This is a genomic window from Myxacorys chilensis (assembly GCF_059505265.1).
The window spans coordinates 1-25453 of sequence record NZ_JCACKG010000094.1; the positions used below are offsets into that span (position 1 = coordinate 1).

Consider the following 25453-nt stretch of genomic DNA (forward strand, 5'->3'; position numbering starts at 1 on the left):
GTGGCTTGCGGTTGTTTTCTTCTGTTCTCTCAACTTAACCCGCAACTTGGATTATATACCTGTCTCGAAGTGGTATTCCTCTATAGGCATGGACGCTAAAACCATCCGTGAACATTATTGCGGGCTCCCCTTCTGCATGAAGTCGCCCTTCTTCATCAAGGGAAATTCTGGTTGGGCGATCACAAATAAAGCAAATATGCTCGAAGGGATAAACATAGCCACAGCTTTGTAGAAGATCTAACGAAGCTTGCCACTTTTCTAAATGACATTCGCACCCAAGTACAGAAATGTAGAAATCAAACCAAGAATAGTTACCTGCTGAAGCATCAGGAGCAACACAGTTATGAATAACTGACCAAAGTGCATTGATGTTGGGCAATGCAGAAAGCTCTCTATACACTGGATTGTGAATTTGACAACGGCAGAAATCCTCTAAGTTTCCAAACTGCTTAAAAACACGCTTTTGTAAATCTGGTGAAACTTGCTCTTGCAGCCAGAAGAATAAATCGTTGTTTTGCTCTATTTCTGTATTCAGTCCTTCTCCAAGCTCATCAGGTGGCTGAAATTGAGGAAACTCTTGTTTTAATTGTTCTTTAAAGGAGTCAAGCCCACGTTCTAACCCTTCGTTATCCAGCACGCCAGAAAAATGCTGTTGAAACTTCTCTCCGATGTGCTGCTCAAGTGAAGGTGACAGGGTATCGTTTTGCTCTACTGCTGTATTTAAAGTCTCTTCAGCTATAACGCTCAACTGACCAAGTTGCTCGAATAGTCCACTAAGTATGTCATTTGCTTTACCCATTGCTTGAGCAAAATCAGGTGGCTCAGACGTGCGGAGAAACTCTGAAACCTTCAATCTGTAGTCATATGGGCTATCGCAAAATATGATTCTAGGTGGTTGTTTGCCGATCAGAGCATAGGCTCTTTGGATAATTTCAGATGCAGTCTCTTGATCAATCCGTTCTATGGAAAGGGCAATATTACGCCACTTTTCACGATAGGAAGGAATTAAGGCCTCCTGCTCTGATGTCATTTCGGTAATCATATCTGCATACCTGTTGTCAAAGCTGAAATAATTGCAATTTCAGGGATCTCAAAGTTACAAAGCCTGCGATTAGACTTCCCAAACGCTTTGCAGGCTAACAACCCGCTTCACCCGCTGCTAGTGATCTTTCGATCTCAACCAACCACTTTTATACCGTACTGTCCTCGTCAAGGAGTGATCAACGAAATCTCGTCATTAAAATCCTTGTCATCAAAATCTTTGCAAATTTAAGGTTTGCAAGAGATATCACACCTTAACAGGTCAGTTCCTGTCCAAACCTTGTAAATTTGTATAGCCTGTAAAGGCTTTTTGTCATCACACCTCATCCTTTGCCCCAAACCATCTATGGCTACCCTCTCCAGCGAACTCAAGAAATTTTTCTTTGAAAACGATCGTTGGCAGCAACCCGAAGCTAGCGAACTGACTGCCACCCCCTCAAATCTCCCAAGCGATCGCGTCAAAGTCACGCTCGGCGACCTCCTCGATCTTGCAGGGGAACGAACCTTCGGTTTTCTGTTTGTGCTGCTGTCGTTTCCGTCCGCCTTACCCATCCCGGCTCCGGGCTATTCGGTTCCCTTTGGAATTGCCATGTTGCTGTTAGCTGGACAGTTGCTCATCGGGCGGGATGAACCTTGGTTTCCAAACGGTTGGCGGAATCACGGGTTTGAAGTGAATAAAGTTCGCCAGGTACTAAAAGTGGGCTTGCCTTGGCTGCAACGTATTGAGTCCATTTCTCGCCCACGCTTGACTCAGGTTTGCACCAGTCTCCCCGGCCGCACTGTCATTGGCTTAGCGATCGCCCTAATGTCAATTTCGATGATGATTCCGATCCCCGGCACTAATACACTCCCGGCAATGGGGATCTTCGTCACAGGCTTTGGCTTACTGGATGATGACGGAGCAATTAGCCTCGGTGGATTAGCTCTATGTGTCTGTGGTTTTATCCTGTCATCTTCAATTTTGCTAGCGATCGCCTTTGGTGGCAGCAGCCTACTCGATATGATTAAAGGTGCTTTAGGGCGTTAAATCTAGTGGAATTATTCCACTAAGTTGCTAAGGAAACGCTTATGTTGGTTTGAGAAATCTGGATGAGCAACGCCAAGGACAGTTGCTCAAAGCTGAGAACGCCTTGGGGATACTCAGGGGTAATGCTTGTGTTATTGATCAGAATGTCTAGCTTGCCATGTTTCTTGATCACGGATTGAGCTGTCTGATCGAATTATCCCCAGTAGATCTACTGCATAACGACCCAGTTCATCGGTGGTAAACATTTTGAAGCTCAACATCAAGGTTTTAATTCCGCCGTTGCAACGTGCTTGTTAAGCATCAGCCTCAGCCAGTCCTTGCTATGCTTCAAGGCTTGCCCGTTCATTCAACATTCTCTCGCTACCGTTCGGGGAGTGCTTGGTACTGCTCCCAGGTAATATCTCGTCCTGGATATAATACGTTCTTGAAAGGCCACTCGTTAGCAACCCAGTCTTTCACGGCTGCGAGCAGCCTCTGTTCGAGGCCGCCCTGAAGTTCAGACTCCCGCGCCCACAGGTGAACATCGGCATCGTAGTCACGCTTTAGCGTGGGGTTAATGTAGACGCAGCCAAGTACCCTGTCTTCCGAAGGCGTCACTACGGTGTAAGCAAAGGAAGTCCGACGTTGAAACTCGTGTTGATGCCAGCCAAGCTCGATAAGGTTCTGCTCTAAAGTTAGCCCCTCAGGCCACTTCTCACTTGGGCGCAGTTGTCTGAGGTGAGCCGCACTGGTCATGACCGCCTCATAGTCTTTGATGACATCGTGGATTGTGAGCATGCGAAGCCTGAATTCCGAAGTCTCTAGAGTCTTCGGAACCTGGAAATCGAACGGTATGAACGGTCTTGTCGATTGCGGCACGAGATACCTCCATCTCTTTTGTTTCTGTGCTGCCTAACAGTGAAGCTCACCGGATGCAGACAAGTTCTGTATCTCGATGAGAACCTAGATAGATTCCGGTGCCGCAACATTGTTGGACGGCTATAACTCACAGTACATAATGACTCGCTCAGATATTGGTAGTCCGGCTTCACTCTCTTGAAGTCTAATCTGTTGAAAACTAGTCGTTACTTCGGATTCGTCAAGAATGCGAAACCCTAATTTTGAGTAGAAAGGAGCGTTCCAGGGGATGTCTCGGAAGGTGGATAACGATACCACTCGATAACCACGAAGTTTTGCCCAAGAACAGACTTCATCAACCAATGCAGATCCAATTCCTCTTCGCCCGTGTTCAGGAACAACATCTATTTGTTGCAGATAGATTGTGCCATTCACCTCACGAGTAACAGCATATCCAACCACTGCATCATGTGGATCAACGGCAACCCATACCTGTCCTGATTCAAATCTTTGCCATACGAAGTCTAGTGGCAGTGGCTCAGCGTTAACCAAAAAGGAATAGGGCGTATCGAGAAACAGACTAGCAGATGACTGTTCAATGTGAGATAGCAGGGATAATTCTTCAACACGAGCAGAGCGGACTGCGTAACCTGATTCAAGAATTTTCATGAACAGTTTGCAAAGGTTATTCCTTCTAATTGAGCCTCTTTATCTTACTCAATCGCTTAGATCCGTCAGGCTCTGCTAACTAAAGGCAATCGTGTTAAGCCACTGCCTACCAGTCTCGATCGCATTCTCCACAAATATCTCAAAGCAGCCCAACGTTCGTGTTCAGCGGATGTAAGTAACATTGCACTAAGCACCAGAAACTTCACTATATTCCGCGGCAACGCGCTTATTAGCCTGCATTAGCTGCGCCGCAGAGCGATCGAGTCCCATACCATAACGCCACTCACCATTGAGATATAGCCAGGTTGAAACTTGACGCACTAAACTGCGATCGCCTTCAAAACAAACAGTGCCTTGCTTGAGAGCAAGATTCAACGGGGTGTATCCCATCCAAACATGGGTGAACACACCGAGATCGGCTGATATTAAAAGATCGACCTCAAAGCCTGGATTTTTTTGGCACACATCTACTGCACCCGCTTCAAGCACCAACCACCAACTGCGCTGAGTATGACGCCCTTTAGCGAGTCCTCGAAAGTCAAACTGAAGCACTACTTTTTGGGAAGGTAGTGCTTCAAGATTGATGCGTCGCCTCATGCCCCACATCAGTAAAGCATCATCCAAATCCTCTAGAGCAATTTGTTCGCTACCCCATTGTTGTGCCCAAACTCCCATCGCTTCAATGATGGGCCGCAAGGCTTCCCCTGCGGGTGTGAGGACGTACTCGTACCCCTGGCCTGTCTCTTTTTCATGGCTAACGACAACTCCCAACTTCTCAAGTTCTTTGAGGCGTTGCACCAAGAGCGCGCGCGACATTAACGGAACTCCTCGACTAATGTCGTTGAAGTAGCGATTGCCATACAGCATTTCTCGCAGTATCAGCAGGCTCCAGCGATCGCCAATCACTTCAGCAGCCTTTGCCACCGGACAGAATTGCCCATATCCCTTTCTCATAATCCATCTGATAAAAAGGTCAAAAATCAGGTTCAGATATTGAACTTGTAACACCTGATCTGGCACATCAGAATGGGAGCATCACAAGATTTAAAGGAGACAGTTTGATGTTAGAACAGATGTTAGAACAACAGACAGCACCAACTATTCAACCAGCAGAAATCGATTGGTTGTCCCTGGCAGAATCCCTGGGAAGCCAATTTGCCGCAAGAGAAACTGAAGCTGATGAGAGTGATTTGTTTGTTGCAGATAATATTGCTCGGTTGAAAGCGGCTGGACTGGCGGCAGCGGGCGTGCCGATCGAACTCGGTGGTGGCGGAGCTAGCTACAGCGATCTTTGCGCTGTCCTGCAAATTCTAGGACGCTACTCCAGTTCCACGGCGCTAGCGTTCTCGATGCATACGCATCAGGTGATGGTTCCGACTTGGCGCTGGCATAATCAGAATGCTCCCGTAGATGGATTACTCCGACGAGTGGCAAGCGAGCAACTGATCTTGCTTAGCAGTGGCGGCTCGGATTGGCTAGAGAGCGCTGGCACCGCGATCAAAGTAGAGGGTGGATTTGTGATCACCGCTCGTAAACGATTTGCCAGTGGTGCGCCGATCGCAAACTTACTGATGACGAGTGCGGTTTATGAAGATCCACAAGCCGGGCCTACAGTCTTGCACTTCCCCGTTCCTATGACTGCCCAGGGTGTGGCGATCGAACCTACTTGGCAAGCTATGGGAATGCGGGGAACCGGTTCTCATGATGTGGTGCTCTCGGATGTTTTTGTCCCGGATGCAGCCGTTGCTCTGCGACGAGAACAAGGCAAGTGGCATTTTATTTTCCATCTCATCTCGATGGTGGCAATCCCGTTGGTTTATTCGGTTTATGTTGGGGTTGCAGAAGCGGCACGCGATCGCGCAATTCAACTAGCAATGAAGCACCGCTCGGATGAACACCTTTGTTACAGCGTGGGAGGCTTAGACAATGAATTAATGGCTGCAAAGTTAGCACTTCAGCACATGATTTCAACGGCCACAGTGAGTCAACCTAGTTTTGAGACAACGAATCAAATCATGACAGGGCGGACACTCGTTGCTAAAGCCGTGCTGAATGTCGCTGATCTGGCAATGGAAATTGCTGGAGGAGGTGCGTTCTACCGCAAGCTGGGGCTAGAGAAGTTGTTCCGGGATGTGCAGGGGGCCCGCTATCACCCTCTGCGGGAGGAGGGTCAACGCAAGTTATCGGGTCAACTGGCACTTGGGTGGGATATGTCTTCTTTGTAAGGTAGTGCCTTTAACTGCTCTTCCATCATCAACTTTTAAGCCACGCCTGCTGAAAAGTTATAGGCCAACGTTCTGGTTGAGCAGTTGCCAGTCACTTTTGGCACAAACCTGACCAACGTTATTAGTCCGCTCCAACCAGGGGTTAGATGAAAACTCTACGGCCCAAATGCAATGGCTGCGATCGCTTAAATGCGGGCACTCCCAGTTTTTGCTGTGAATGTCGTTACTGCTTGGGAAAACGACATTGTGCAGCCCGTCTATTTAGATCGTTTTGCAAACTCGGAGAGCAACGCTGGAAAATGCTCCGGTGATAAAAATTTGTTAAAGCTATGGACGGCGGGCGTCGTGACCCAAGGCAGCTTTTCGTCTGTATAGGTCTCGATAAATGGACTAAACGATTGGGCATCGTCCATCAGAGTCGCTCGGACGTTAACAAAGTCATCCATCCCTTCTGGGCGTGTGAATAGCCAACTCATGCAGTTTGCACAGAAATAATGACGCGTTGCACCGTGTAGCCCGCCGATGACAGGTTCACCCAACGTTACCTTGAATCCACTGCTTGGGTGAAGTGTGCTCAAACTAAAGGCACTGGCTGTCATACGCTGGCACCCTGTGCAGTGACACACCATAGTCATCAGAGGTTCTGAATTAACTTCAAATTGAACCTGACCGCATCTACATTTGCCAGTCGTGTAAGGATCACTGTCGGTCATCTGTCACTCCTTGGCGTGACGGCAATACTCTTTATATTAACAACCTGGAGCAATATCCCTATGTTTGCAATGACTTGAAAGTAGACACTAACGCACCGTATCAATTTTCATCTAACGTTTGTGTTGAGCGGTCACCAAAAAAGTTCGCAATGCAAGGACTTGAGTAAATCCGCTCCAACACAATTGTTAGGCGTTGCGGTCATTGCCAGAGTTGAGTTCCAAGGTCATCAGGTGCTCGTCGTAGAATTGTCCATCTCTCGAAAAGGTCTCTGGCTCGGTACCGTAAATGTGGAAACCGAACGACTGATAAAGGCGGATTGCTACTTCTTGTTGAGTCACAACAGTTAGGTTTACTCTCCTGATGCCCGAGATGTTCGCTGCTCGACTCAACGCTTCGCTAACAAGCACTCGTCCATAACCACGGCAACGAAACTGGGGAAGGACATAGAGACCCGCAATGTAAGCACGATGCTTCTCATTGGGTGCTGAATAACGAGAAAGTCGAATGATGCCGATGAGTTGCTCATCTTGAAACGCTCCGAAGAAGCAACACTCATCACTTTCCGCAAGTCTCGCAGCAGTCTCGGAGAGGTTTGGCTCGACTTCTGGAACCGAGCCGAACGCGGGTGGCTGTTCATGAAGCGCCTGCAAGCGCACAGAATGATATGCCTCAGCATCAGCAGGGGTAAGCAGGCGCACACCAACTAGACTGGTGCCCTGTGGAGATTCCATCATGATTTACCTTTCGTTCACAGAAGAAGTGTAGCAACGCCTAATGACTAAACTCACCCGCCGCAAATGGACTTGAAAAAACAACAGCTCACCTTTATCCGGTCGGCGTGCATTGGGATTGTTATGCAATATTCTGTTCATCTAGTATCATCGAACATTCTGCTTAACCCACTGAAAAAAAGGATCATTCGATTCTAAATTCTCTATTTCTGATGGGTATCTTACAATCTCACTAGCAGTGGTTGGAATGTTAACAGAAAAAGTATCCCTTACCCATTGTTGATACTTCACATTTGGATGCACAAAGCAGGCTCCATCAACAAAGTTAGCATTAGGTGGGCTTGAGAACTCCTGGTTCCAACAGATTTCATCGTATCCGATAGCTAATAATCTCAAGAAATCAACAGGATTATCAGCTAACACACAGACCAGTGTAGACCCTGACCCTGATCCGAGATGTACAATTTTCTGCTTCCCCTCAGAATCTAACCAAAAAGCTGCCCTCGACCCATCAGCACCAATTTTCGCAAAGACACACACTCGACCATCACTTCCGGGGTGTCATGCCCGAACCAGTCTTTTAGGTTGATGTTGCCTTTAGCAAAGAACTCGATGATTGTTCCTCCGGGTCGTTCTGTGTCCGTCCACTTCGACTCCAACTCATCTTGCGGAGACAAGAAACCAATTCGCTGTCCTTCGTCAGTATCAATGAAGAGTCCATTGCTTTCGATCCACCCAAATAGAAGTTCGAGCGCTCTTGGCATACTCATACCGGGAAGTAGCGTTCGGCTAATCTCATCTTGAAGTCGTGTCATCTCTATAAAAGTGAATTTTGTTGCATAACGACCCCGTTCACCCGCCGCAGATAACCTCTCAAACTTAACGAAGAAACTCTCAGCGGTCTGTGTGCAACGGGATTGTTAGACAGTGTTTGATACATACGCATCAATTTCATATTTTCTGATTAAACCAAGAAAATCATGATCTCTCAAAATTTTATTAATGTTTTTTCCTTGATGAATTTCTTTGAAATAATCCAAATTCCCCAACACATATTTTCCAATGAATTGCGGATGATCATATATCGGTCTTTTAACACCATCAAAAGGACGTAAGACGCATTCAAACCTATCGTTGATCTCGTCGTACTGTTCGACATATCGTAAAAACTGATACAAATATTTCTTTCTGTGTGCTTCACTAGCATAAAACCTATATACATGTTGCGTACATGAGATAGCCATGTGTCCCCATGGGATAGTAACCAACTCATTAAAATATCGAGATAATTCCGGCCAATTAGGTCCCACCCTCTGAAACAGCAATCTCGGCAACGTAAACATATTGAAGTACTCTTGACCACCAAGCAGCGGATTTGGACCATCTATGACAATTAGATAGTTGCTGTCTTTCAACTCAATCAAAGGAAACTGGTCTACCGCCTCTTGAATAGGCACGTTCTTCGTTATTTTAGTGGCAACCTTTGAAATAACCTTTTTAACGTCACTATATTTTCCGTGGAAACAGGATGGGACTTCCATCTTTTCTCCAAATTTATTTTGTAAGCTAATTGCTTGGTGCTGTCTAACTATTATTTAGATAGATCTAGCCCTTCCTATTCTGTCTATCTCCCCTGAATTGGGCTCTTAGATAGATCACGAGCCGTATAACACTCCATATCAGCATGTTATACAGATCTCAGTCTGCATAACACCCCAGAATAGGATCTTAGGCAGACTGAAATTTGTATAACATCCCGAATCGGAACGATCGACAGACCGAGAGCTGCATAACACCCCAAACTGAGCGATTAGACAGACAGAGATCGCTCCTCCCTCCTCTTCTAGATAGATCGCTGCCTCGTCAAGATGCTCATCACCTCAGTCGAGTTGGGCACAGGCAACACCGGACTCCATGCCCCCGCTTCTGCATATCCCAACACATGCAACGTGTGGATCGTTTCGGTTACTCCTTCCCGTGTTCCAATCGCTAACAATCGTAATCGATCGCCATTCACGGATTCGTTTTCTAATCCTGGCAACAAACCTTGCGAACTGTAATTCATTTTGGGTTTCTCCTAGTGTTGGATGAGAAGAAAGCCCAAAAATCTAGCCACCCCCGAACCGCAGCGAAAAGCAGGGGTGGCTAGTGAGATGCTATGATCCCTCGTTAGCCCCCGCGCTGGTCTGTTCAGCGTTGGGCGGTTAGTCGTTCATTGCTGCTCCAACAGCTTTGGACGACGCTAGATTTTTGGACAACCGTTGTCTCCGCTTCACAGCAATGGATGAGACAACTTAATTTGTGAGCGTAGAGGATTTAGCAAGCTGCCGTCAAGCCAATCAAGGTTAATTTTTGAATGAGGATCAATCACAGAGTTGACGTGATCAATCCACCGGTTGACGCGATTGATCGACGAGTTGACGCGATCAACCCACCAGCTGACGCGATCGATCTAACAGTTGGTGCGCCAACGCCTCATCATCTGCTCTCTTTATTCGCTAGTCGTAAATTTCCAAGTCCTGCAACCGCACTTGAGATCGCAGCGCAGTCGATCGCTCTTAATTAATGTTTGTATCTCCAAAACCACTCTGTGTCGTGCCATCTGCATGGTGATCTTGGTGTAGCAGATCCGTGAGTGCCTCGTTGATTGCACCCGGATTCATAAACAAAATCTTAGAATTATCGCTCTTTCCAAGCTCTAAATTAGCGTTGACAAAATCTCTAGCAAGCAGATAGCGCAACACTTCCTCAGAATTGGCTTGCCCTTGTAATGCCTTTGCAAGTTGCTTAATTGACTCCACGGTAGCCGAGGTTCTTGCCAGCGTCGCTTTTTTGTCGCTCTCAGCGGCCTGCTGTCTCTCTAGCGAATCCCGAATCGTATCGGACAGAATAATATCTTGCACCTCTACCCGAATCACCTTCACACCCCAGTTTTTGGTTGCCTTATCTAATTCTTCTGAGAGCGCCTGGTTAATGACGTTGCGTTTTGAAACAACATCCTCCAGGGTAAGCTGACCAATCTCATTCCGAAGACTAGTAAACACCAACTGCCGCAGCGATTCTTCTAAATCTTCAACGGCGTAATAGGCCAGTTGAATATCTCGAATCTGCCAAAACACCACAGTATCGACTCTTATTGGCACACTATCGCTTGTAATCGCATTCTGTGGATCAATTTCTAAAAGCTGTTCTCGCAGCGTTTCAACTAGAACAGTATCCAGAAACGGAATAACGATGTTCAGTCCAGGTTCTAGCACGCGCTTTGCCCTTCCTAGCCGCTGCACGATCGCGGTATCTCCTTGCTCGATGATCTTGACCGCGCCTAGCAGATAGCCAACGACAATTAAGATGAATGCACCAGCTAGTTCCAGCATATCAATGCTCCTATTCGACCCGCATTAACGTAATGAACTTAAAATAGACATTGAATGAGTCTAATCGCTGCGGTTAAACTCTAGACTTACTCATAGACTAAAAGGCAAGAAAAGTTAAACATTGAATCATCTTTAGACCCGTTGAATCAGGCATCAAGAGGTTTTCGCCGCCTAGTTTTCAAGTAGCTCTATTATGACTGCTTCTTTGTCAATCAGAACTCTGACCTTGCACTTTTTCGCTTATCCTCGGACGGATTTCCCAATTCCTTTGAGAATTCCGCGTCCCACTAAGCCGATTCCCCGACCAATTACCTCAGTTAGGACATAGACAATTCCACTTCCAAGAAACGCGATCGCGGCTCTTACTCTAGGCGCGATCGCATCTCGTGTTTCTAGTGCCAACGTAAGGGCGAGTTGCACTCCAGAAAGTGTTTCTAACTCATCGTTACGAGGAGAATAAATTACGAGACGCTCAATTCCGTAGTCAGAAAAGATCCAAAGTCGGTAGCGACTTTCAAAAATTGCTTTCGGCTCAGCGACATAGCGCTCGACGCGATATCGCCACGATAAGTCATTCCGAAATCGCTCAATTTCACGCGTCGAAAGCAAGCGGCGATCGTAGAATCCTCGCTTAATTGCCTCTAGATTAGAAAATCGATTTAACAACGGTTGAATCACCGCGTTAGCAACTTGAATAATCAAGTTTTCTAGAATGTCAATCGTTCGATTGATGGCTTCAGGAGTTTCCGGCTGATAGGCGACCTGCTCGATCATCAATGGCGTTTGGAACAAGAGATGACTGAAGACCTCCTGAACTAACGGAATTCGATCTAAAATTTCAGTCCGCACCGTTTCGGCCTCTTGAAGAATCGCAGGAACGACTTCAATATCGCGATTCTTCAGCGTCAAGGTATAGTAACGACCAAAAAAATTCATCACTACCGCTTGCCATAAATCTTGTAATACAGCAGAACGCTTCTCATCTAATTGAGTGATTTGAACTTGAGAAAATCGTAATTCATCTAGCACAGCTTCTAACTGGCGCAGAATAATAAAAAATAACTCCCGTTTCTTCTCCTGCTTCAGAATGTCAATTTCTATAGGAAGATCGGTCAAGTTTTCTAGACTAGATTGCAATTTAGTTGCAATTTGATCGAACGCAACTCCAAAAGAATTGCGCGAAGTGCTAAAGGCCGCTACCGATGGAGACGGTTCTACAACTTCCACCGAACTTATGTCTCTATTGATGTCTCTACTTAGATTCCTTGGAGGGATAGACAGGGATGGAATGGACGCCGGGAGTTGATCCATTGGAAGCGGCACTCCTGAGGATGGAATGGGTCGACCCGTCGCAAATAACCGTTCTGCAATCCATCGAGCCGCTTTTAGCTCCCGGCGGCGTCCCGCTAGAAAAACCTGATCTAATGCCGGCAGCCGAGGATTTTGCAGTTGAATATTGATTTGACTTAAAGCAGCATCAATCTGCCTCAGACTCGACGCTCGCCAATGCTGGCGAATCACCGCCAACAGTCCAGGCTGTTCTATTTGCGCCGCCGCGATCGCTAACTGTTCTAAACGCTCTGGACGCCAGTAGCGCTGACCTGCCGCCACATCTCGAATGGCAATTTCAAACTCTGCGATCTCGCTTCCCTTAGGACAGTAGCCTTCGATCCCCATCTGAAACGCGCTCAACACTTCCGCATCAGACAGACGCTCAATCAGGAGCAGCGGCACTTGGGGATGCTGAGCCTTGAGAGATTGACAGGTTTCTAAACTGGCTCCCACCACAATCAGGTCAATCGGGTCGCGATTGGCTCCGCCAAGCTCCGAAGGATCGGTTCGGCTAACCTCCGATGAGGTACGCAGCACGAAGTCTGAAGACTCGCTGGGTCCTCGCCATTCGAGCCGCTGAAGATTCGCAAGACCGATCGCAGAATTTGCCGCCTCAACCACGACCTGTATGTCTGTAAATCGACTCAAGCCGTTGATCAGCCCTGCCCGAAACACCGGATCGGGGTCAATCACCATCACTCGAATTGTTATCGGCACAGTGTTCATGAAGAAACGGTGTTCAGGAATGATAAGCCAATGATAATCTTCTCATTCCTTCAGTGAATTAACCTTCCGTGAACTAAGGCGGCGGCGGTGCATCATCGCTAGAAGACGGCGTGGAATCATCAGACCGCTTAGACGGCTCAGGATCTGAATCTCTCGAATCATCTCTCGAATAGTCTGACGATGACTCCGACGAATCGTAAGAATCCGAGGCAGAATCTGAAGCTGGAGGCGTGTAGTCCCGCTCACGCTGTCGCCAGATCTCGGCGCGTTGAGCTGCCCACTGCGAAATCGAACTTCGTGCCTCGCCATAAAGCGGTCTTCCAGCATAAATCGTCGAAGCAAGGTCGATCGCGCGCGTCAGCGATCCGATATTCGCCAGTCGATTCGCTTGAGCGATCGTCGAACGGTCTTCCGCCAGTCGAATCTCGTACACCCAGCCCGAAATCAGATTTTGAGCCTCTCCATACAAGGCTCGACCCGGACGAATTTGCGACGCTACATCGATCGCTTCTCCCAATCTGCCTGCTCCCGCGATCGCTTTGGCATTCGTAATAATCGGCGTATCTTCAATCACCTGAATCTGATACGTCCACTGGGCAATATCGGTCTGAGCTTCCTGACGCAAAGCGCGTTTGGGCTTGATCACGCTCGCCAGTGCGATTGCCGATCGCAACGGCTCTACCTTGCCCGCTTTTGCGATCTGTCGCGCTTGCTTCAGCACCGGACGGTCTTCCATCGACTCCAATTCTTTTTGCCATTGAGCCAGCAGCGTTTGAGCATAGATCCGACCCGGACGGTTGGGTTTAATCAACTTTGCCTGATCGACGGCCATTTTTAGTGTGGGCACTTGCTGAAGATTCGCCAACGCACCCGACCAGTTCAGAGACAGGGTATCTTGAAGCTGCCCTTCTAGACGAGGCAGCAAGGTTTTAGCGCGACTGTAGAACGGACTCTTACTGTCGATCTGTCGAACGAGTTGAATGGCCAGCAGCACGGGCGCAGCTTTGTCTAACGAAGGGGAAGAGAAGTCTTTGTTGGTATCGACTTCTTGGCCGCGAATCAGCCGCACAAAGTCTACGTTCGCAGAAGTCAACTGAACGCTCTTTGGAATCGAGTTGATCAAGGTACTAGCGCTTGAAATATTCGATTTGTCTAGCTCAGCTAGTGCCAGAGAGAAAATCGTATTTCGCCATTTCACCACTTCAGCTTTCGCTCTGCCCCACACAAACGTCTTGCGATCGATGGGATCAGTCAACGCGATCGCTTGTCCTAGCAGCGCTGGCGGATTGGCTGCTGCAAACGCTTGAGCGTCCTTGAACAGTTTTGCGGCTAGCTTTTCGGTGTTAATTTGCTGTCGAATCTCGGTTATGCGATCTTGCCAGCCGGGATCAGTATTTAAGCTCAGTTGGGCTAAATGTTGTGAAGCTTGATTCCAGTCTTGTTTCTTAAGGTCGGTCTGAATTTTAGTAAATAGAACTTGTCCTTTGTTAAATTCTTCTTGCCACCGCACGATCGAGGCTTGAGCGTCTTTGTAGCTAAGGCTAGTCGATGGAATCTGCTTCGCCAGAGCAATACCGCCCTTCACATCTCGCTGAGCAACGCGATCGCGGGCCACAATCAGCAGCGCATTCGACCAATCTTGCAGCAACATTTGCGCTTGACCATAGAGCGGATTCTCAGTTGTCCAGCCTTTGACCAGCGCGATCGCGCTAATCAGATCTTCGGGCTTACCGCTTGCTGCCGATTCTTGGGCACAAAACAGCCGCTCTGAATCGACCGACCAATCAGAAATCTGCTTGCAGTCTACCGCAGGAGGCGCTTTCGAGAGCCAGATAAAGGCACCGACCCCGGTTACACCAATGCTTGTCAAGATCGCAAGACAGATCAGTGGCCACTTCCACTCTGCTGCCCACGGACGAAGCTGCGTCAGCACTCTTTTAGAGCGCGCAGACACAGCCCGACCCACAGTAGCTGTGCGTTTCTGGGGTGGCGCGGGTGGTGTTTCCGCATCATCATCCATGAGAGACGAACTAGGGGCAGAATGATCAGGATGATGCTCTGTGTCATTAGGCTTCTGAAAAGGAAGCCAAGGGCGGGGAGAAGTTTTTCTAGCCATGAATCGCGGGAAACATTACGAAGCGAAATAGCCGCACAGATACAAAACACGTTCAACTCTTAGCTTATGGTGCGGTCAATTTTGCCGCCACTAAGCTCGGTCTGCGTTGATTACTCATTATCCTCAATTAGAACGAGGCATTCCGGGAGATATTAACGGTGAGCGATCGTAGAATAAATCGCTAAGACAAGCAAGCAAATAACGTCTAGCACTTTGAAGGACTGAGGGCTTGACGCTATTGAACCACGAATTTCAAAAACTGGGGCAGCGATCGCAAAAAAAGTCGTTGGTCGCTCAATTACACCAAAAAACGTACACCAAAAAACGACCCTTTCCCAAAGATGCGAAAGGGTCGCCTAACTTAATCATCAACTTAATGATGCTTCACCGTCAGAAGAGCGAACTAGGTGTTGCGATACCCAAAGAAATCGATGTGATACTCAGTGATTCGCACCCCTGTTTGAGCTTCCACCTGCCGGAGTAACTCTTCGGGTAACTCGATGTGAATGTCTAGAATTTGCTGAGTATCCATGCAGTTGACGTGGCTGTGCGCGTCGCTGACATTGCCATACAATCGACCGTCCGATCGCTCGATGCACTCAATGATCCCCTGCTCTGAAAGCGCTTCCAGGTTCTGATAAACCGAGGTGTGCCCAATTTCTTTCCCTTGCCGATTTAAGCGATCGTAGATTTCTCGGGCCGAAAGATGCTCTTGATCTTGCCACAGCAGTTCGAGAATAAATTTCCGTTGGCGGCTCAGGCGCATTCCCAAGTTCTGACACCGCTCTAGGGCGTCTTCTAGGGAACGAATAGGTTTGGAGTCGGGAGTCTGAGTATTCATCAGGTGACAGCGATGCTCACGGGTTTAATAACAACAAGCGATCCTTCAAGCATGATGTTAGAGCTTAACCATTTTTTGTGATGAAAGAATCGACAATTTAAGTCCAAACATTTTTAAGTTCAAACATTATTTATTAATGCGATCTTCAGAAGGATGTGGCTCATCTGCTTTAGTTCTAGCACATGCTAAAACAAACTCGCTACAAGTTTGCTTTGGACTTAAACATTTATAAGATTGAAAATGTTTACCGATTTTCGCGACTCTGATTCTCGTACTCTAAAGATTAGGCGTGGATATGTGATGAAGAATGGCGGTATATCAGGTTCGGTTAATCAACCCTGACATCAAGTTAGATCAAACGATCTCAGTTCCAGAAGATGAATATATTCTCGATTTGGCAGATGCAATGGGCATTCGTCTGCCGTCGGGATGTCAGCAGGGAGACTGTTCGGTGTGCGTGGCAAAACTGGTTGAGGGAGAAGTTGACCAGTCTGAGCAGTCGTTTTTGCGCCCTCAAGAACTAGAAGCGGGATATGTGCTTCCGTGCATTGCCTATCCACGCGCTGACTGCACACTGTTGACTCATCAAGAACAAGTGCTTTATCACTCGTCGTTGTATTACAAGAATGCTGGGGAGCAGGCGTCTTGAGTCTGTTGCCCTCATCCCCAACCCTTCTCCCACATGGAGAAGGGAGCCAAACTCTTGTTCCCTCTCCCGAAGGAGAGGGATAGGGTGAGGGCAGTTCGGATGTTAGATCAACTATCGCTAAGTTAATAAGTCCGTAGACCCAAAAAACGGCCTATCAAGATCTCCGATTTCTTCAAAAAATTGGAGATCTTGGCACTTTTACGTTGAATTTTTACATCGGATTAGGGTAAATCGGTGCTGCCCATAAGGTAGCGATCGCACTCCCGCGCCACGCCACGCCCTTCATTGATTGCCCATACGACCAAGCTCTGACCACGACGACAATCTCCTGCCGCAAACACACCCGGAATACTGGTTATGTATTGCTCGTGTTCCGCTTTGACGTTGCTACGAGCATCGCGATCAAGTCCCATTGTCTCAACCAAAGGTTGCTCTGGCCCTAAAAATCCCATCGCTAGCAGCACGAGTTGGGCAGGCAACACCTGTTCGGTTTCCGGAATCGGCTGGGGAATAAACTGCCCTTTGTCATTTTTCTCCCATTTCACCTGCACCGTATGCACAGCTTTCACATGACTGTGTTCATCGCCTTCAAAGTGGGTTGCCGTGGTGAGATATCCACGCGGATCATCCCCAAAGGTGGCAGCCGCTTCTTCTTGTCCATAATCGAGACGGTAAACTTTAGGCCATTCGGGCCAAGGATTATCGGGCGATCGCTCGGACGGCGGTTTTGGCAAAATTTCGAGCTGAACTAAGCTCTTACAGCCGTGACGAATCGAGGTGCCTACGCAATCAGTTCCCGTATCACCACCGCCAATGATCACAACATCTTTACCTTCAGCAGAGATAAAGTCCTTGTGGGGGCTTTTGTCCAATACCGATTGTGTATTTGCGGTCAGAAAATCCATGGCGAAGTGAATTCCCGTCAAATGACGTCCTTCGATAGGCAAATCACGGGGTTTAGTTGCTCCGATCGCGAGTACGACAGAATCGAAATCGCTCAGCAGTTTCTCGGTTGGTAAATCTTTGCCCACCTCGGTGTTGCAGACAAACGTGATGCCTTCGTCTTCGAGGAGTTTGATGCGGCGCAGAACAGCGTCTTCCTTATCCAGCTTCATGTTAGGAATGCCATACATCAGCAGTCCTCCCGGACGATCGGCGCGTTCGTAAACCGTGACCCAATGCCCTGCTTTGTTCAGTTGAGCCGCCGCCGCAAGACCCGCTGGGCCAGAACCAATCACCGCCACCTTTTTTCCAGTGCGCTTGGTTGGCGGCTCAGGAACAATCCAGCCTTCCTCCCAGCCTTTATCGATGATCGCGTGTTCAATATTTTTGATCGTTACAGGCGGATTGTTGATGCCCAACACACACGATCCTTCACACGGCGCAGGACAGACGCGACCCGTAAATTCTGGAAAATTGTTTGTTTTGTGCAAACGATCGAGGGCTTCTCGCCAGAGTCCGCGATAGACCAGATCGTTCCATTCTGGAATTAAATTGTTGATCGGACAGCCGCTTGCCATGCCGCTAATTAAGCTTCCCGTGTGGCAAAATGGCGTACCGCAGTCCATGCAGCGTGCGCCCTGATTGCGGAGTTTTTCCTCTGGCATCGGCAGATGAAATTCGTCCCAATTGCGGACGCGATCGCGAGGAGGCAATTCGGAGGGCAGTTCACGCAGGTATTCGATAAAGCCAGTTGGTTTTCCCATGATTGATTTAGTTTTTGAAAAAGTAGAACGGTTGTGTTGAGGGTAGGGGATAAGGGATCAGGAATGAAAAAGACAAGAAATCAAGAGATGAAAGGCTTTAATGAAGCCTCTACTGTGTTCTCCTGCCTTTCATCTCTTTTTTCTAGCTGCCTCCAATTCGGGCAACGTCGCGAACATTCGCTTCAAATGCGGCACTCAGAGCTTCATCACCACTCAGACCGTCTGCCAGCGCTTTTTGCAAGGCTTCTAGCACGCGCTTGTAGTCTCTAGGCATCACCTTGATAAACTTCGGTAGCAGCGCATCCCAGTTGGCAAGCACATCTTTGGCCTTTTGGCTTCCCGTGTACTTGGCGTGATTTTGAATCAATTGCTGGAGGGTGTCGATATCCTCCGCATCTTCGAGGGGTTCGAGTCCAACCATCTGGGTATTGCATCGCGTTGCAAAGTCGCCCTTCTCATCAAGAATGTAGGCGCATCCGCCGCTCATTCCGGCAGCAAAATTGCGTCCGGTTTCGCCCAATACAACCACCTTGCCTCCGGTCATGTATTCGCACCCATGATCGCCAACCGCTTCAACAACAGTATTGACACCAGAGTTCCGAACGCAGAATCGCTCTCCTGCAATGCCAGAAATATAAACTTCACCCGATGTTGCACCGTAAAGAGCAACATTACCGACAATGATGTTTTCGGAGGCAACAAAAGTTGAATTTTTAGGTGGATAGAGTATGATTTTGCCGCCGCTTAACCCTTTGCCAAAATAGTCATTGGCATCGCCCTCTAACTCAAGCGTGACTCCGCTAGGCACAAATGCCCCAAAGCTTTGACCTGCGCTCCCTTGGAAATGAAGCTGCACAGTATCTTCGGGCAGTCCCTCCCAGTGGCGTTTTGTGATTTCGTTACCGAGAATGGTTCCGACAGCGCGATTTACGTTTCTGATCGGGACAGTGGCGCTTACAGCATTGCCGTTCTCGATCGCAGGTTTGCACAAATCGAGTAACACGGTCATGTCAAGCGATTTTTCTAGCCCATGATCTTGAGCGATCTGACAGTAACGACCCACTTCTGCCCCCGCTTCGGGCTGGTAGAGAATGTTGGAAAGATCAAGACCTTTCGCTTTCCAGTGCGCGATCGCAGCTTTTGCCTCCAGCACATCGGTGCGCCCCACCATTTCATCAAGGGTTCGGAATCCAAGTTCTGCCATCAGTTCACGAACTTCTTGAGCAATAAATCTCATGAAATTCGCCGTGTGTTCTGGATCGCCTGTAAAACTCTTTCGCAACTGGGGATCTTGAGTTGCCACTCCGGCAGGACAAGTGTTGAGATGACACACGCGCATCATAATGCAGCCGAGGGTCACGAGCGGTGCAGTGGCAAACCCAAACTCTTCAGCGCCGAGTAAGGCAGCGATCACCACGTCACGAGCGGTTTTCATCTGCCCGTCGGTTTCGACAACGATGCGCGATCGCAAGTTATTCAACACCAAGGTCTGATGAGTTTCAGCCAGTCCCAACTCCCACGGTAAACCTGCGTGCTTGATCGAGGTTTGGGGTGATGCGCCTGTGCCGCCATCAAAACCCGAAATTAACACCACATCAGCATGAGCTTTAGAAACGCCTGCTGCGATCGTTCCGACGCCCACTTCCGACACAAGCTTGACGCTAATTCGTGCGTCTCGATTCGCGTTTTTCAAGTCGTGAATCAATTCCGCTAGGTCTTCGATCGAGTAGATATCGTGGTGCGGCGGCGGCGAAATTAGCCCGACACCAGGGGTTGAGTGACGAACTTTAGCAATCCACGGATAAACCTTTTTACCCGGAAGCTGTCCGCCTTCTCCGGGCTTTGCGCCTTGCGCCATTTTGATCTGTATTTCTCGCGCTTGCGACAAATACAAACTGGTGACGCCAAAGCGACCAGAGGCAACCTGTTTGATGGCGCTATTTTTCGAGTCGCCGCGATCGTTCGTCCAGGTGTAACGGTCGGGATCTTCGCCGCCTTCACCCGTGTTCGATTTGCCGCCGACCCGATTCATCGCGATCGCTAGTGCTTCGTGAGCTTCTTGCGAAATCGAACCGTAGCTCATTGCACCCGTTTTAAAGCGTTTCATAATCGCTTCAATCGGTTCAACTTCTTCAATCGGAATCGCCGATTGGGTTAGCTTGAACTCTAGCAAGCCCCGCAGCGTAAAATGCTTTTGGTTTTGTTCGTTAACGAGCGCTGCGTATTTCTTATACAAATCGTAGCTGCCAGAACGGACGGCTTTTTGCAGCGTATGGATTGTTTCTGGACTAAAGAGATGGGCTTCCCCGTCTTTGCGCCATTGATACTCGCCGCCGACATCTAAGGTGTGACCGTTGACGTCGCGATCGGGGAACGCATGACGATGACGCAGAATGACTTCTTCAGCAATCACACTCAGATCAACGCCTTCAATTCGAGAGGCCGTTCGACTGAAGTACTGATCGACTACAGAGCGATTTAACCCAATGGCTTCAAAAATTTGGGCACCACGATAACTTTGCAGTGTCGAAATGCCGATCTTTGACGCAACTTTAACCACTCCTTTTGTGGCGGCTTTCACGTAGTTTTTGCACGCCGTTTCGTAATCCAGATTGACGATCAAGCGTTGACGAATCATATCGTCGATCGTTTCAAAGGCAAGGTAGGGATTGATCGCGCCGCAGCCATAGCCGATCAGCGTCGCAAAGTGATGAACTTCGCGGGGTTCGCCCGATTCGAGGACTAGTCCAACGCGCGTCCGGGTACCCGCCCGGATCAAGTGATGATGCAAGCTAGAAACGGCAAGGAGAGCAGGAATCGGAGCACGATCGCGGCTAATCTCCCGATCGCTCAGCACAATAATGTTCTTTCCGCTCGCGATCGCGTCATCGGCTTGAGCACAGAGCGACGCGATCGCGGCTTCTAGCCCCGTCACTCCGTCGTTTGGATTGAACACAATCGGCATGGTAATCGACTCAAACCCGTTCTCCGACAGATGCTTGAGTTTCGCTAATTCCTGGTTGCTCAAGATCGGCGTTTTCAACTCGATCAGGTGGCAGCTTTCGGGTTCTGGCTTCAGTAAGTTTCGCTCAGATCCAATCGTGGTTTCGGCTGAAGTAATAATTTCTTCTCGAATCGAATCGATCGGCGGATTGGTGACTTGAGCAAACAACTGCTGGAAGTAGTCGTACAGCAGTTTGGGACGATCTGAAAGCACAGCGAGCGGCGTATCTGCGCCCATCGAACCCACCGCTTCAACGCCGTCTCGCGCCATGGGAGCCAGCAGAATTCGCAAATCCTCAAAGGTATAGCCAAACGCAGTTTGACGCTGAATCACAGGCGTAGGATCAGGCGCGGATATATCGTTTGGAGGCGCATCCTTGAGTTGAGCGAGTTCAACCATGTGCTGGTTAATCCACTCGCGATAAGGCTGCTCGGTGGCAATCCGCGTTTTGATCTCGTCGTCGGTGATGATCCGACCTTCTGCCGTATCGACGAGAAAAATTCGTCCTGGCTGCAAGCGACCCTTCGATTCGATCCGTTCTGGCTCAATCGGCAGCACGCCCGCTTCCGATGCCATGATGACAAGATCATCTTTAGTCACGTAATAGCGTGACGGACGCAATCCATTGCGATCGAGAATGGCTCCAATCTGGGTTCCATCGGTAAACGCGATCGAGGCAGGACCATCCCACGGCTCCATGAGACACGAGTGATATTCGTAAAATGCCTTCTTCTCGTCGCTCATCGACTCGTGCGCTGTCCACGGCTCTGGAACCATCATCATCATGGCGTGAGGCAGCGATCGCCCTGCCAAAACTAGCAGTTCTAACGCGTTATCAAAAATTGTCGAGTCGCTGCCGTCAATGTTAATGACGGGCTGAATTTTCTCGATGTCATCGCCGAACAACTCAGATTGAAACAGCGATTGTCGGGCGTGCATCCAGTTGATGTTGCCCCGCATCGTATTGATTTCACCGTTGTGGGCAATGTATCGATAGGGATGCGATCGCTCCCAACTGGGAAAAGTGTTGGTACTAAAACGCGAATGCACGAGTGCCAGAGCACTCTCCATATCGAGATCGGACAAATCAGGATAGTACTGTCCCACCTGCACGGGCATCAGCATTCCTTTGTAAACAATCGTGCGGCACGACAGACTCGACGGATACCAGTAGGGGTCGATCTGCGGCTCTCGAATCGCCCGGTGCGATTGCTTGCGAATCACATAGAGTTTGCGCTCAAACGCCAAATCATCTGCCAAATCCAGCGATCGCGCAATGAACACCTGCTGCATAAACGGTTCACTCGACTTCGCCGTGTCGCCCAACATCGAGTGATCCGTCGGAACATCCCGCCAACCAAGAACTTGCTGTCCTTCTTCAGCTACGATCGCTTCAAACACGCGTCGGCTCTCTTCACGCTGAACCGGATCAGGAGACGCATAAATCATGCCGACTCCGTACTGCCCGATCTCTGGCAACGCAATGTTTTCAGCCGCCGCGACCTTTTTGAGAAAGGTGTGAGGCACTTGCAGCAAAATGCCTGCTCCATCACCGGTATTCGTTTCAGCCCCGCACGCGCCTCGGTGATCAATGTTGAGGAGAATCGTCAGCGCCTGCTCTACAATCGAGTGCGACTTCTTCCCCGATCGATGCACGATGAATCCAACACCGCACGCATCATGCTCAAACTGTGGATCGTATAGCCCCTGTTTCGGCGGTAATCCGTTTCTATTCATTGTGTGTTGATGGAAAAAAGGTGGTCTGAACGTTGCAGAGAAGAAATTGCTTAGAAGATCGGGATGCTCGTCATTTCGGTTAGTCAAGCCATTCTCTAACGAGAACGGCTCCCTTGTCCAAGTCTTAAGGAAATTGTCATATCTCAACTGTAGCGTTTCATTTTGTTCCTTTAGAGCTTAAGAGCCTGGTATTGAAGACCTGTGGTTGGACGTATGGTTAGACGATCGCATTGCTCTAGTTAAGATGCAATTCATCGTGTCTTAACAGCACGGGATCGAGGCTGATCAACAGGTTTACAACTCTATCCTCTAAAAGATGGAGCCACAGTAAACCCACACGGCATTGCTTCACGAACCAGATTTGTGATTCAAGGCATAGATAATTTAAGACATAAATTTGAGCGAAAAAATAATGCTTTTCCTAGCATTAAGATATTTTCTTAACACTAAGATCAAAGCATTTTAGGTCTGCAATCAAGTGGCGCTGATGCAATTGCCAGTTGCTATTCAACGCCACAGATTACTATTAAATTACTACCTATAAACTGTTGTTCGCCGGTTTTCAGTAATTGTCATTACTATTAACCGTCCGTGTCGCTAAGCGATGATTTGCCTGATTCAGTCGGTCTGCGATCGCTTCTCGCCAAGACAAGCTAATCTCTGAACTCGCTAACACCGCTTGAGCTAGTTCCCGATAAAAGGCACTCCGGGTCACATCGACTTGCTCTAAACCCTCAAGTTCTAAACTCTCAAGATTGTCATAGACCATTTGAGGAGAAAGGTTCATCATATTTTCTCTCTGTAAAGCTCTAAAGCGATAGATGAAGGGATTATTTCACTCCCCTCATCATCTCCACAATTAAAGTGGTCGCTCTAGTAAGTTTACAGATTGTGTAGGTTCTTTACAATAGTTAAGAATCAGCCAGAATGGATCACAATTAAGCGACAATCAGCGCCGTGCAAAGCAGAGCGATCGCTGCCCTACTTGAGTTGAAACCATTACAAGTTGAGATCCTTACAACACAAGGCGATCTCTTCGAGTTACTCGCAAGGGGTCGCATCGGAAATTGAGTGCAGCAATCAAAGCACACCCGGAATGGTGCGATCGCGATTGCGTCGACTCCTCTGAACAGCGCGGCATCAAATTTCTCACAACCTATCAACGAGCGAATTTTTGGGAGGTTGAAGCTGTTCAAACTGTGGTGAACGTTGGCTTTGCGGTGTCAAAAGTGTGCTCAGGTTTTGATTTTTGAGAGACTTTGGGCAACTGTATAGAGGGTCAAAGATCAAGCGGGCTTCTGACCCTTTGCCCGCCTCGATTCAGGACATGTGTATAAATCATTGTCGTTTTCACATCCTTATGTCCCAACAACTCTTGAATGGTGCGGATGTCATACCCGCTCTACAACAGATGAGTTGCAAAGCTGTGGCAAAAAGTATGACAGCCTACCCGCTTCGGAACCTCGGCAGATCTCACTGCCTGCTTCACCGCTTTTCGGACACCGCTTTCATGCAGATTATGGCGACACATCAAGTCACCATGCGGCTCTTTGGCGATCTGACTGGAGGGGAAGACAAACTGCCACACCCAGTCTCGATTTGCATTCGGGTACTTGCGATCGAGTGCATAGGGCAACGGCACGACTCCAAAGCCTCGCCCTAAGTCCTGCTGATGTGCTGATGTTGACGCTTGACACGCACCAGATGGTCACGTAGTTCATCTGTCACGCTAGTTGGCAGCATCGTGATGCGACTCTTACTGCCTTTACCATCTCGCACCAGAATCTGATGTTGAGCAAAATCGACATCCTTGACCCGCAAGCGCAACCCTTCGCACAACCGCAGCCCACAACCGTAGAGCAACTTCACTACCAATTGCTGAACGCCGCAGATGTTTTGAATAACCTGCCGTGCCTCTGCCTGGGTCAAGACAGTGGGAAGATACTGGGTACGTTTTGCCCGAATCGCATTCACGTCAGACACCTCCAAGTTCAACACCTCTCGGTACAAAAACAACAGCGCATCGAGTGCCTGATTTTGCGTAGAAGCGGCAACCTGCTCCTGCACAGCTAGATGAGTCAGAAATGCCTCAATCTCGACTCGTCCCATTTGATTGGGATGTCGCTTGTCATGAAACAGGATGTAGCGCCTAATCCACTGCACGTAGGTTTCTTCGGTGCGGTAGGGAGATTACTTTGCGGCGGGTGATGGGCAACGTTAGGCATGAGCTGACCCTGGCTAGCGTGATTGACGGGCATCGATTATTTGGCAACACCCCAGACATCCGCAGATTGAGCCGCTGAGATCGCAGGGCTCCATCGCCCCTGCGCCGAGAGCTGCAACGCCTCTGGAAAGGCCTCATGATAGGCCGCCCGCACCTGGGCATTGACCGCCATCGTTTTCACGTCATACATCTGGGTCGCCACCTTGGGATAACACCCGATCGCAATAATCAGCCCCAGAAAACAAACCGCAATAAAAATCTCCCGGGAATTGGCATCCTTAAACTCTGCCTCCTCTGGCAAAACACAGTCCGTGCCAAAACAGTTCGCCTCTTGGTTGCCCTGGGCCTTCAAATCTAGATCATTCAGGTCACAGGTAGGCACCAGGTCACACATTTGATCAGCGCTGGCTCCATGAAACACCTGCCGCACCATCGACAGCAGATAGATCGGCGTCAGAATCAACCCCACTGCCGCCAGGAAAATGGTCACCAAGCGAAAG

The 25453-nt window shown here is 48.7% G+C and carries 24 protein-coding genes and 1 pseudogene; 5 read left to right on the forward strand and 20 right to left on the reverse strand.

Features of this window, described 5'->3' with window-relative positions:
• Positions 1 to 34: 34 nt before the first annotated feature.
• Positions 35 to 1042 (reverse strand): DUF6745 domain-containing protein, encoded by a 1008-nt coding sequence (locus AC5JLB_RS05990; RefSeq protein WP_495872936.1) that lies wholly within the window; start codon positions 1040 to 1042, stop codon positions 35 to 37.
• Between the two features lie 345 nt (positions 1043 to 1387).
• Between AC5JLB_RS05990 and AC5JLB_RS05995 the strand changes: the two genes are divergently transcribed.
• Complete coding sequence (locus AC5JLB_RS05995) at positions 1388 to 2068, forward strand: exopolysaccharide biosynthesis protein (protein ID WP_495872937.1); 681 nt, start codon at positions 1388 to 1390, stop codon at positions 2066 to 2068.
• 19 nt (positions 2069 to 2087) lie between these two features.
• Here AC5JLB_RS05995 and AC5JLB_RS06000 read toward each other — a convergent pair whose 3' ends face one another.
• From AC5JLB_RS06000 to AC5JLB_RS06015, 4 genes are all read right to left on the reverse strand, one after another.
• On the reverse strand, positions 2088 to 2240 hold the full coding sequence (locus tag AC5JLB_RS06000) for a hypothetical protein (protein ID WP_495872938.1): 153 nt from the start codon (positions 2238 to 2240) through the stop codon (positions 2088 to 2090).
• Positions 2241 to 2428: 188 nt separating this feature from the next.
• Positions 2429 to 2845, reverse strand: a complete 417-nt coding sequence (locus AC5JLB_RS06005) for a GNAT family N-acetyltransferase (RefSeq protein ID WP_495872939.1) — start codon at positions 2843 to 2845, stop codon at positions 2429 to 2431.
• 201 nt (positions 2846 to 3046) lie between these two features.
• Positions 3047 to 3574, reverse strand: coding sequence for a GNAT family N-acetyltransferase (locus AC5JLB_RS06010; RefSeq protein ID WP_495872940.1), 528 nt, complete (start codon positions 3572 to 3574; stop codon positions 3047 to 3049).
• A 186-nt stretch (positions 3575 to 3760) separates the two neighbouring features.
• Positions 3761 to 4528 (reverse strand): winged helix-turn-helix transcriptional regulator, encoded by a 768-nt coding sequence (locus AC5JLB_RS06015; RefSeq protein ID WP_495872941.1) that lies wholly within the window; start codon positions 4526 to 4528, stop codon positions 3761 to 3763.
• Between the two features lie 107 nt (positions 4529 to 4635).
• Between AC5JLB_RS06015 and AC5JLB_RS06020 the strand changes: the two genes are divergently transcribed.
• Positions 4636 to 5799, forward strand: coding sequence for an acyl-CoA dehydrogenase family protein (locus tag AC5JLB_RS06020; RefSeq protein ID WP_495872942.1), 1164 nt, complete (start codon positions 4636 to 4638; stop codon positions 5797 to 5799).
• Positions 5800 to 6056: 257 nt separating this feature from the next.
• Here AC5JLB_RS06020 and AC5JLB_RS06025 read toward each other — a convergent pair whose 3' ends face one another.
• The 5 genes from AC5JLB_RS06025 to AC5JLB_RS06045 form a co-directional block, all read right to left on the reverse strand.
• Positions 6057 to 6512: a GFA family protein gene (locus tag AC5JLB_RS06025; protein WP_495872943.1), complete on the reverse strand. Its 456-nt coding sequence runs from the start codon at positions 6510 to 6512 to the stop codon at positions 6057 to 6059.
• 186 nt (positions 6513 to 6698) lie between these two features.
• Positions 6699 to 7247 carry a GNAT family N-acetyltransferase gene (locus tag AC5JLB_RS06030; RefSeq protein WP_495872944.1) on the reverse strand — a complete coding sequence of 183 codons (549 nt, stop codon included), beginning with the start codon at positions 7245 to 7247 and terminating at the stop codon, positions 6699 to 6701.
• Between the two features lie 482 nt (positions 7248 to 7729).
• Complete coding sequence (locus tag AC5JLB_RS06035; RefSeq protein ID WP_495872945.1) at positions 7730 to 8059, reverse strand: hypothetical protein; 330 nt, start codon at positions 8057 to 8059, stop codon at positions 7730 to 7732.
• A gap of 105 nt (positions 8060 to 8164) precedes the next feature.
• Entirely contained in the window at positions 8165 to 8785 is a 621-nt protein-coding gene (locus tag AC5JLB_RS06040; RefSeq protein WP_495872946.1) for a hypothetical protein, read from the reverse strand.
• A 302-nt stretch (positions 8786 to 9087) separates the two neighbouring features.
• On the reverse strand, positions 9088 to 9309 hold the full coding sequence (locus AC5JLB_RS06045) for a hypothetical protein (RefSeq protein WP_495872947.1): 222 nt from the start codon (positions 9307 to 9309) through the stop codon (positions 9088 to 9090).
• Positions 9310 to 9624: 315 nt separating this feature from the next.
• On the opposite strand from AC5JLB_RS06045, the gene AC5JLB_RS06050 reads away from it, so the two are divergent.
• Positions 9625 to 9810, forward strand: coding sequence for a hypothetical protein (locus AC5JLB_RS06050; protein ID WP_495872948.1), 186 nt, complete (start codon positions 9625 to 9627; stop codon positions 9808 to 9810).
• Here AC5JLB_RS06050 and AC5JLB_RS06055 read toward each other — a convergent pair.
• The 4 genes from AC5JLB_RS06055 to AC5JLB_RS06070 form a co-directional block, all read right to left on the reverse strand.
• Positions 9803 to 10618 carry an SPFH domain-containing protein gene (locus tag AC5JLB_RS06055; protein ID WP_495872949.1) on the reverse strand — a complete coding sequence of 272 codons (816 nt, stop codon included), beginning with the start codon at positions 10616 to 10618 and terminating at the stop codon, positions 9803 to 9805. The two genes, AC5JLB_RS06050 and AC5JLB_RS06055, sit on opposite strands and share 8 nt — an antisense overlap.
• A gap of 240 nt (positions 10619 to 10858) precedes the next feature.
• Positions 10859 to 12667, reverse strand: coding sequence for a DUF3685 domain-containing protein (locus tag AC5JLB_RS06060; RefSeq protein WP_495872950.1), 1809 nt, complete (start codon positions 12665 to 12667; stop codon positions 10859 to 10861).
• Between the two features lie 82 nt (positions 12668 to 12749).
• Positions 12750 to 14792, reverse strand: a complete 2043-nt coding sequence (locus tag AC5JLB_RS06065; RefSeq protein WP_495872951.1) for a hypothetical protein — start codon at positions 14790 to 14792, stop codon at positions 12750 to 12752.
• A gap of 403 nt (positions 14793 to 15195) precedes the next feature.
• Positions 15196 to 15633 (reverse strand): Fur family transcriptional regulator, encoded by a 438-nt coding sequence (locus AC5JLB_RS06070; protein ID WP_495692786.1) that lies wholly within the window; start codon positions 15631 to 15633, stop codon positions 15196 to 15198.
• A 307-nt stretch (positions 15634 to 15940) separates the two neighbouring features.
• Here AC5JLB_RS06070 and AC5JLB_RS06075 point away from each other — a divergent pair, with 307 nt between their 5' ends.
• Positions 15941 to 16282 (forward strand): 2Fe-2S iron-sulfur cluster-binding protein, encoded by a 342-nt coding sequence (locus AC5JLB_RS06075; RefSeq protein WP_495872952.1) that lies wholly within the window; start codon positions 15941 to 15943, stop codon positions 16280 to 16282.
• 221 nt (positions 16283 to 16503) lie between these two features.
• Here AC5JLB_RS06075 and gltD read toward each other — a convergent pair whose 3' ends face one another.
• From gltD to AC5JLB_RS06095, 4 genes are all read right to left on the reverse strand, one after another.
• Positions 16504 to 17988, reverse strand: coding sequence for a glutamate synthase small subunit (gene gltD / locus AC5JLB_RS06080; RefSeq protein WP_495872953.1), 1485 nt, complete (start codon positions 17986 to 17988; stop codon positions 16504 to 16506).
• A 142-nt stretch (positions 17989 to 18130) separates the two neighbouring features.
• Positions 18131 to 22729, reverse strand: a complete 4599-nt coding sequence (gene gltB, locus AC5JLB_RS06085) for a glutamate synthase large subunit (RefSeq protein ID WP_495872954.1) — start codon at positions 22727 to 22729, stop codon at positions 18131 to 18133.
• Between the two features lie 562 nt (positions 22730 to 23291).
• The gene (locus AC5JLB_RS06090) at positions 23292 to 23519 is read right to left on the reverse strand and encodes a hypothetical protein (RefSeq protein ID WP_495872955.1); all 228 of its coding nucleotides are present in this window, start codon (positions 23517 to 23519) and stop codon (positions 23292 to 23294) included.
• Between the two features lie 489 nt (positions 23520 to 24008).
• The gene (locus AC5JLB_RS06095; protein WP_495872956.1) at positions 24009 to 24101 is read right to left on the reverse strand and encodes a hypothetical protein; all 93 of its coding nucleotides are present in this window, start codon (positions 24099 to 24101) and stop codon (positions 24009 to 24011) included.
• On the opposite strand from AC5JLB_RS06095, the gene AC5JLB_RS06100 reads away from it, so the two are divergent.
• The gene (locus tag AC5JLB_RS06100; RefSeq protein ID WP_495872957.1) at positions 24090 to 24392 is read left to right on the forward strand and encodes a hypothetical protein; all 303 of its coding nucleotides are present in this window, start codon (positions 24090 to 24092) and stop codon (positions 24390 to 24392) included. The two genes, AC5JLB_RS06095 and AC5JLB_RS06100, sit on opposite strands and share 12 nt — an antisense overlap.
• Here the strand turns inward: AC5JLB_RS06100 and AC5JLB_RS06105 are convergent.
• Positions 24389 to 24892 (reverse strand): phage integrase N-terminal SAM-like domain-containing protein, encoded by a 504-nt coding sequence (locus tag AC5JLB_RS06105; protein ID WP_495872958.1) that lies wholly within the window; start codon positions 24890 to 24892, stop codon positions 24389 to 24391. The two genes, AC5JLB_RS06100 and AC5JLB_RS06105, sit on opposite strands and share 4 nt — an antisense overlap.
• A gap of 98 nt (positions 24893 to 24990) precedes the next feature.
• Positions 24991 to 25453 (reverse strand): annotated as a pseudogene (locus AC5JLB_RS06110) (NAD(P)H-quinone oxidoreductase subunit 4); the annotation flags it as partial.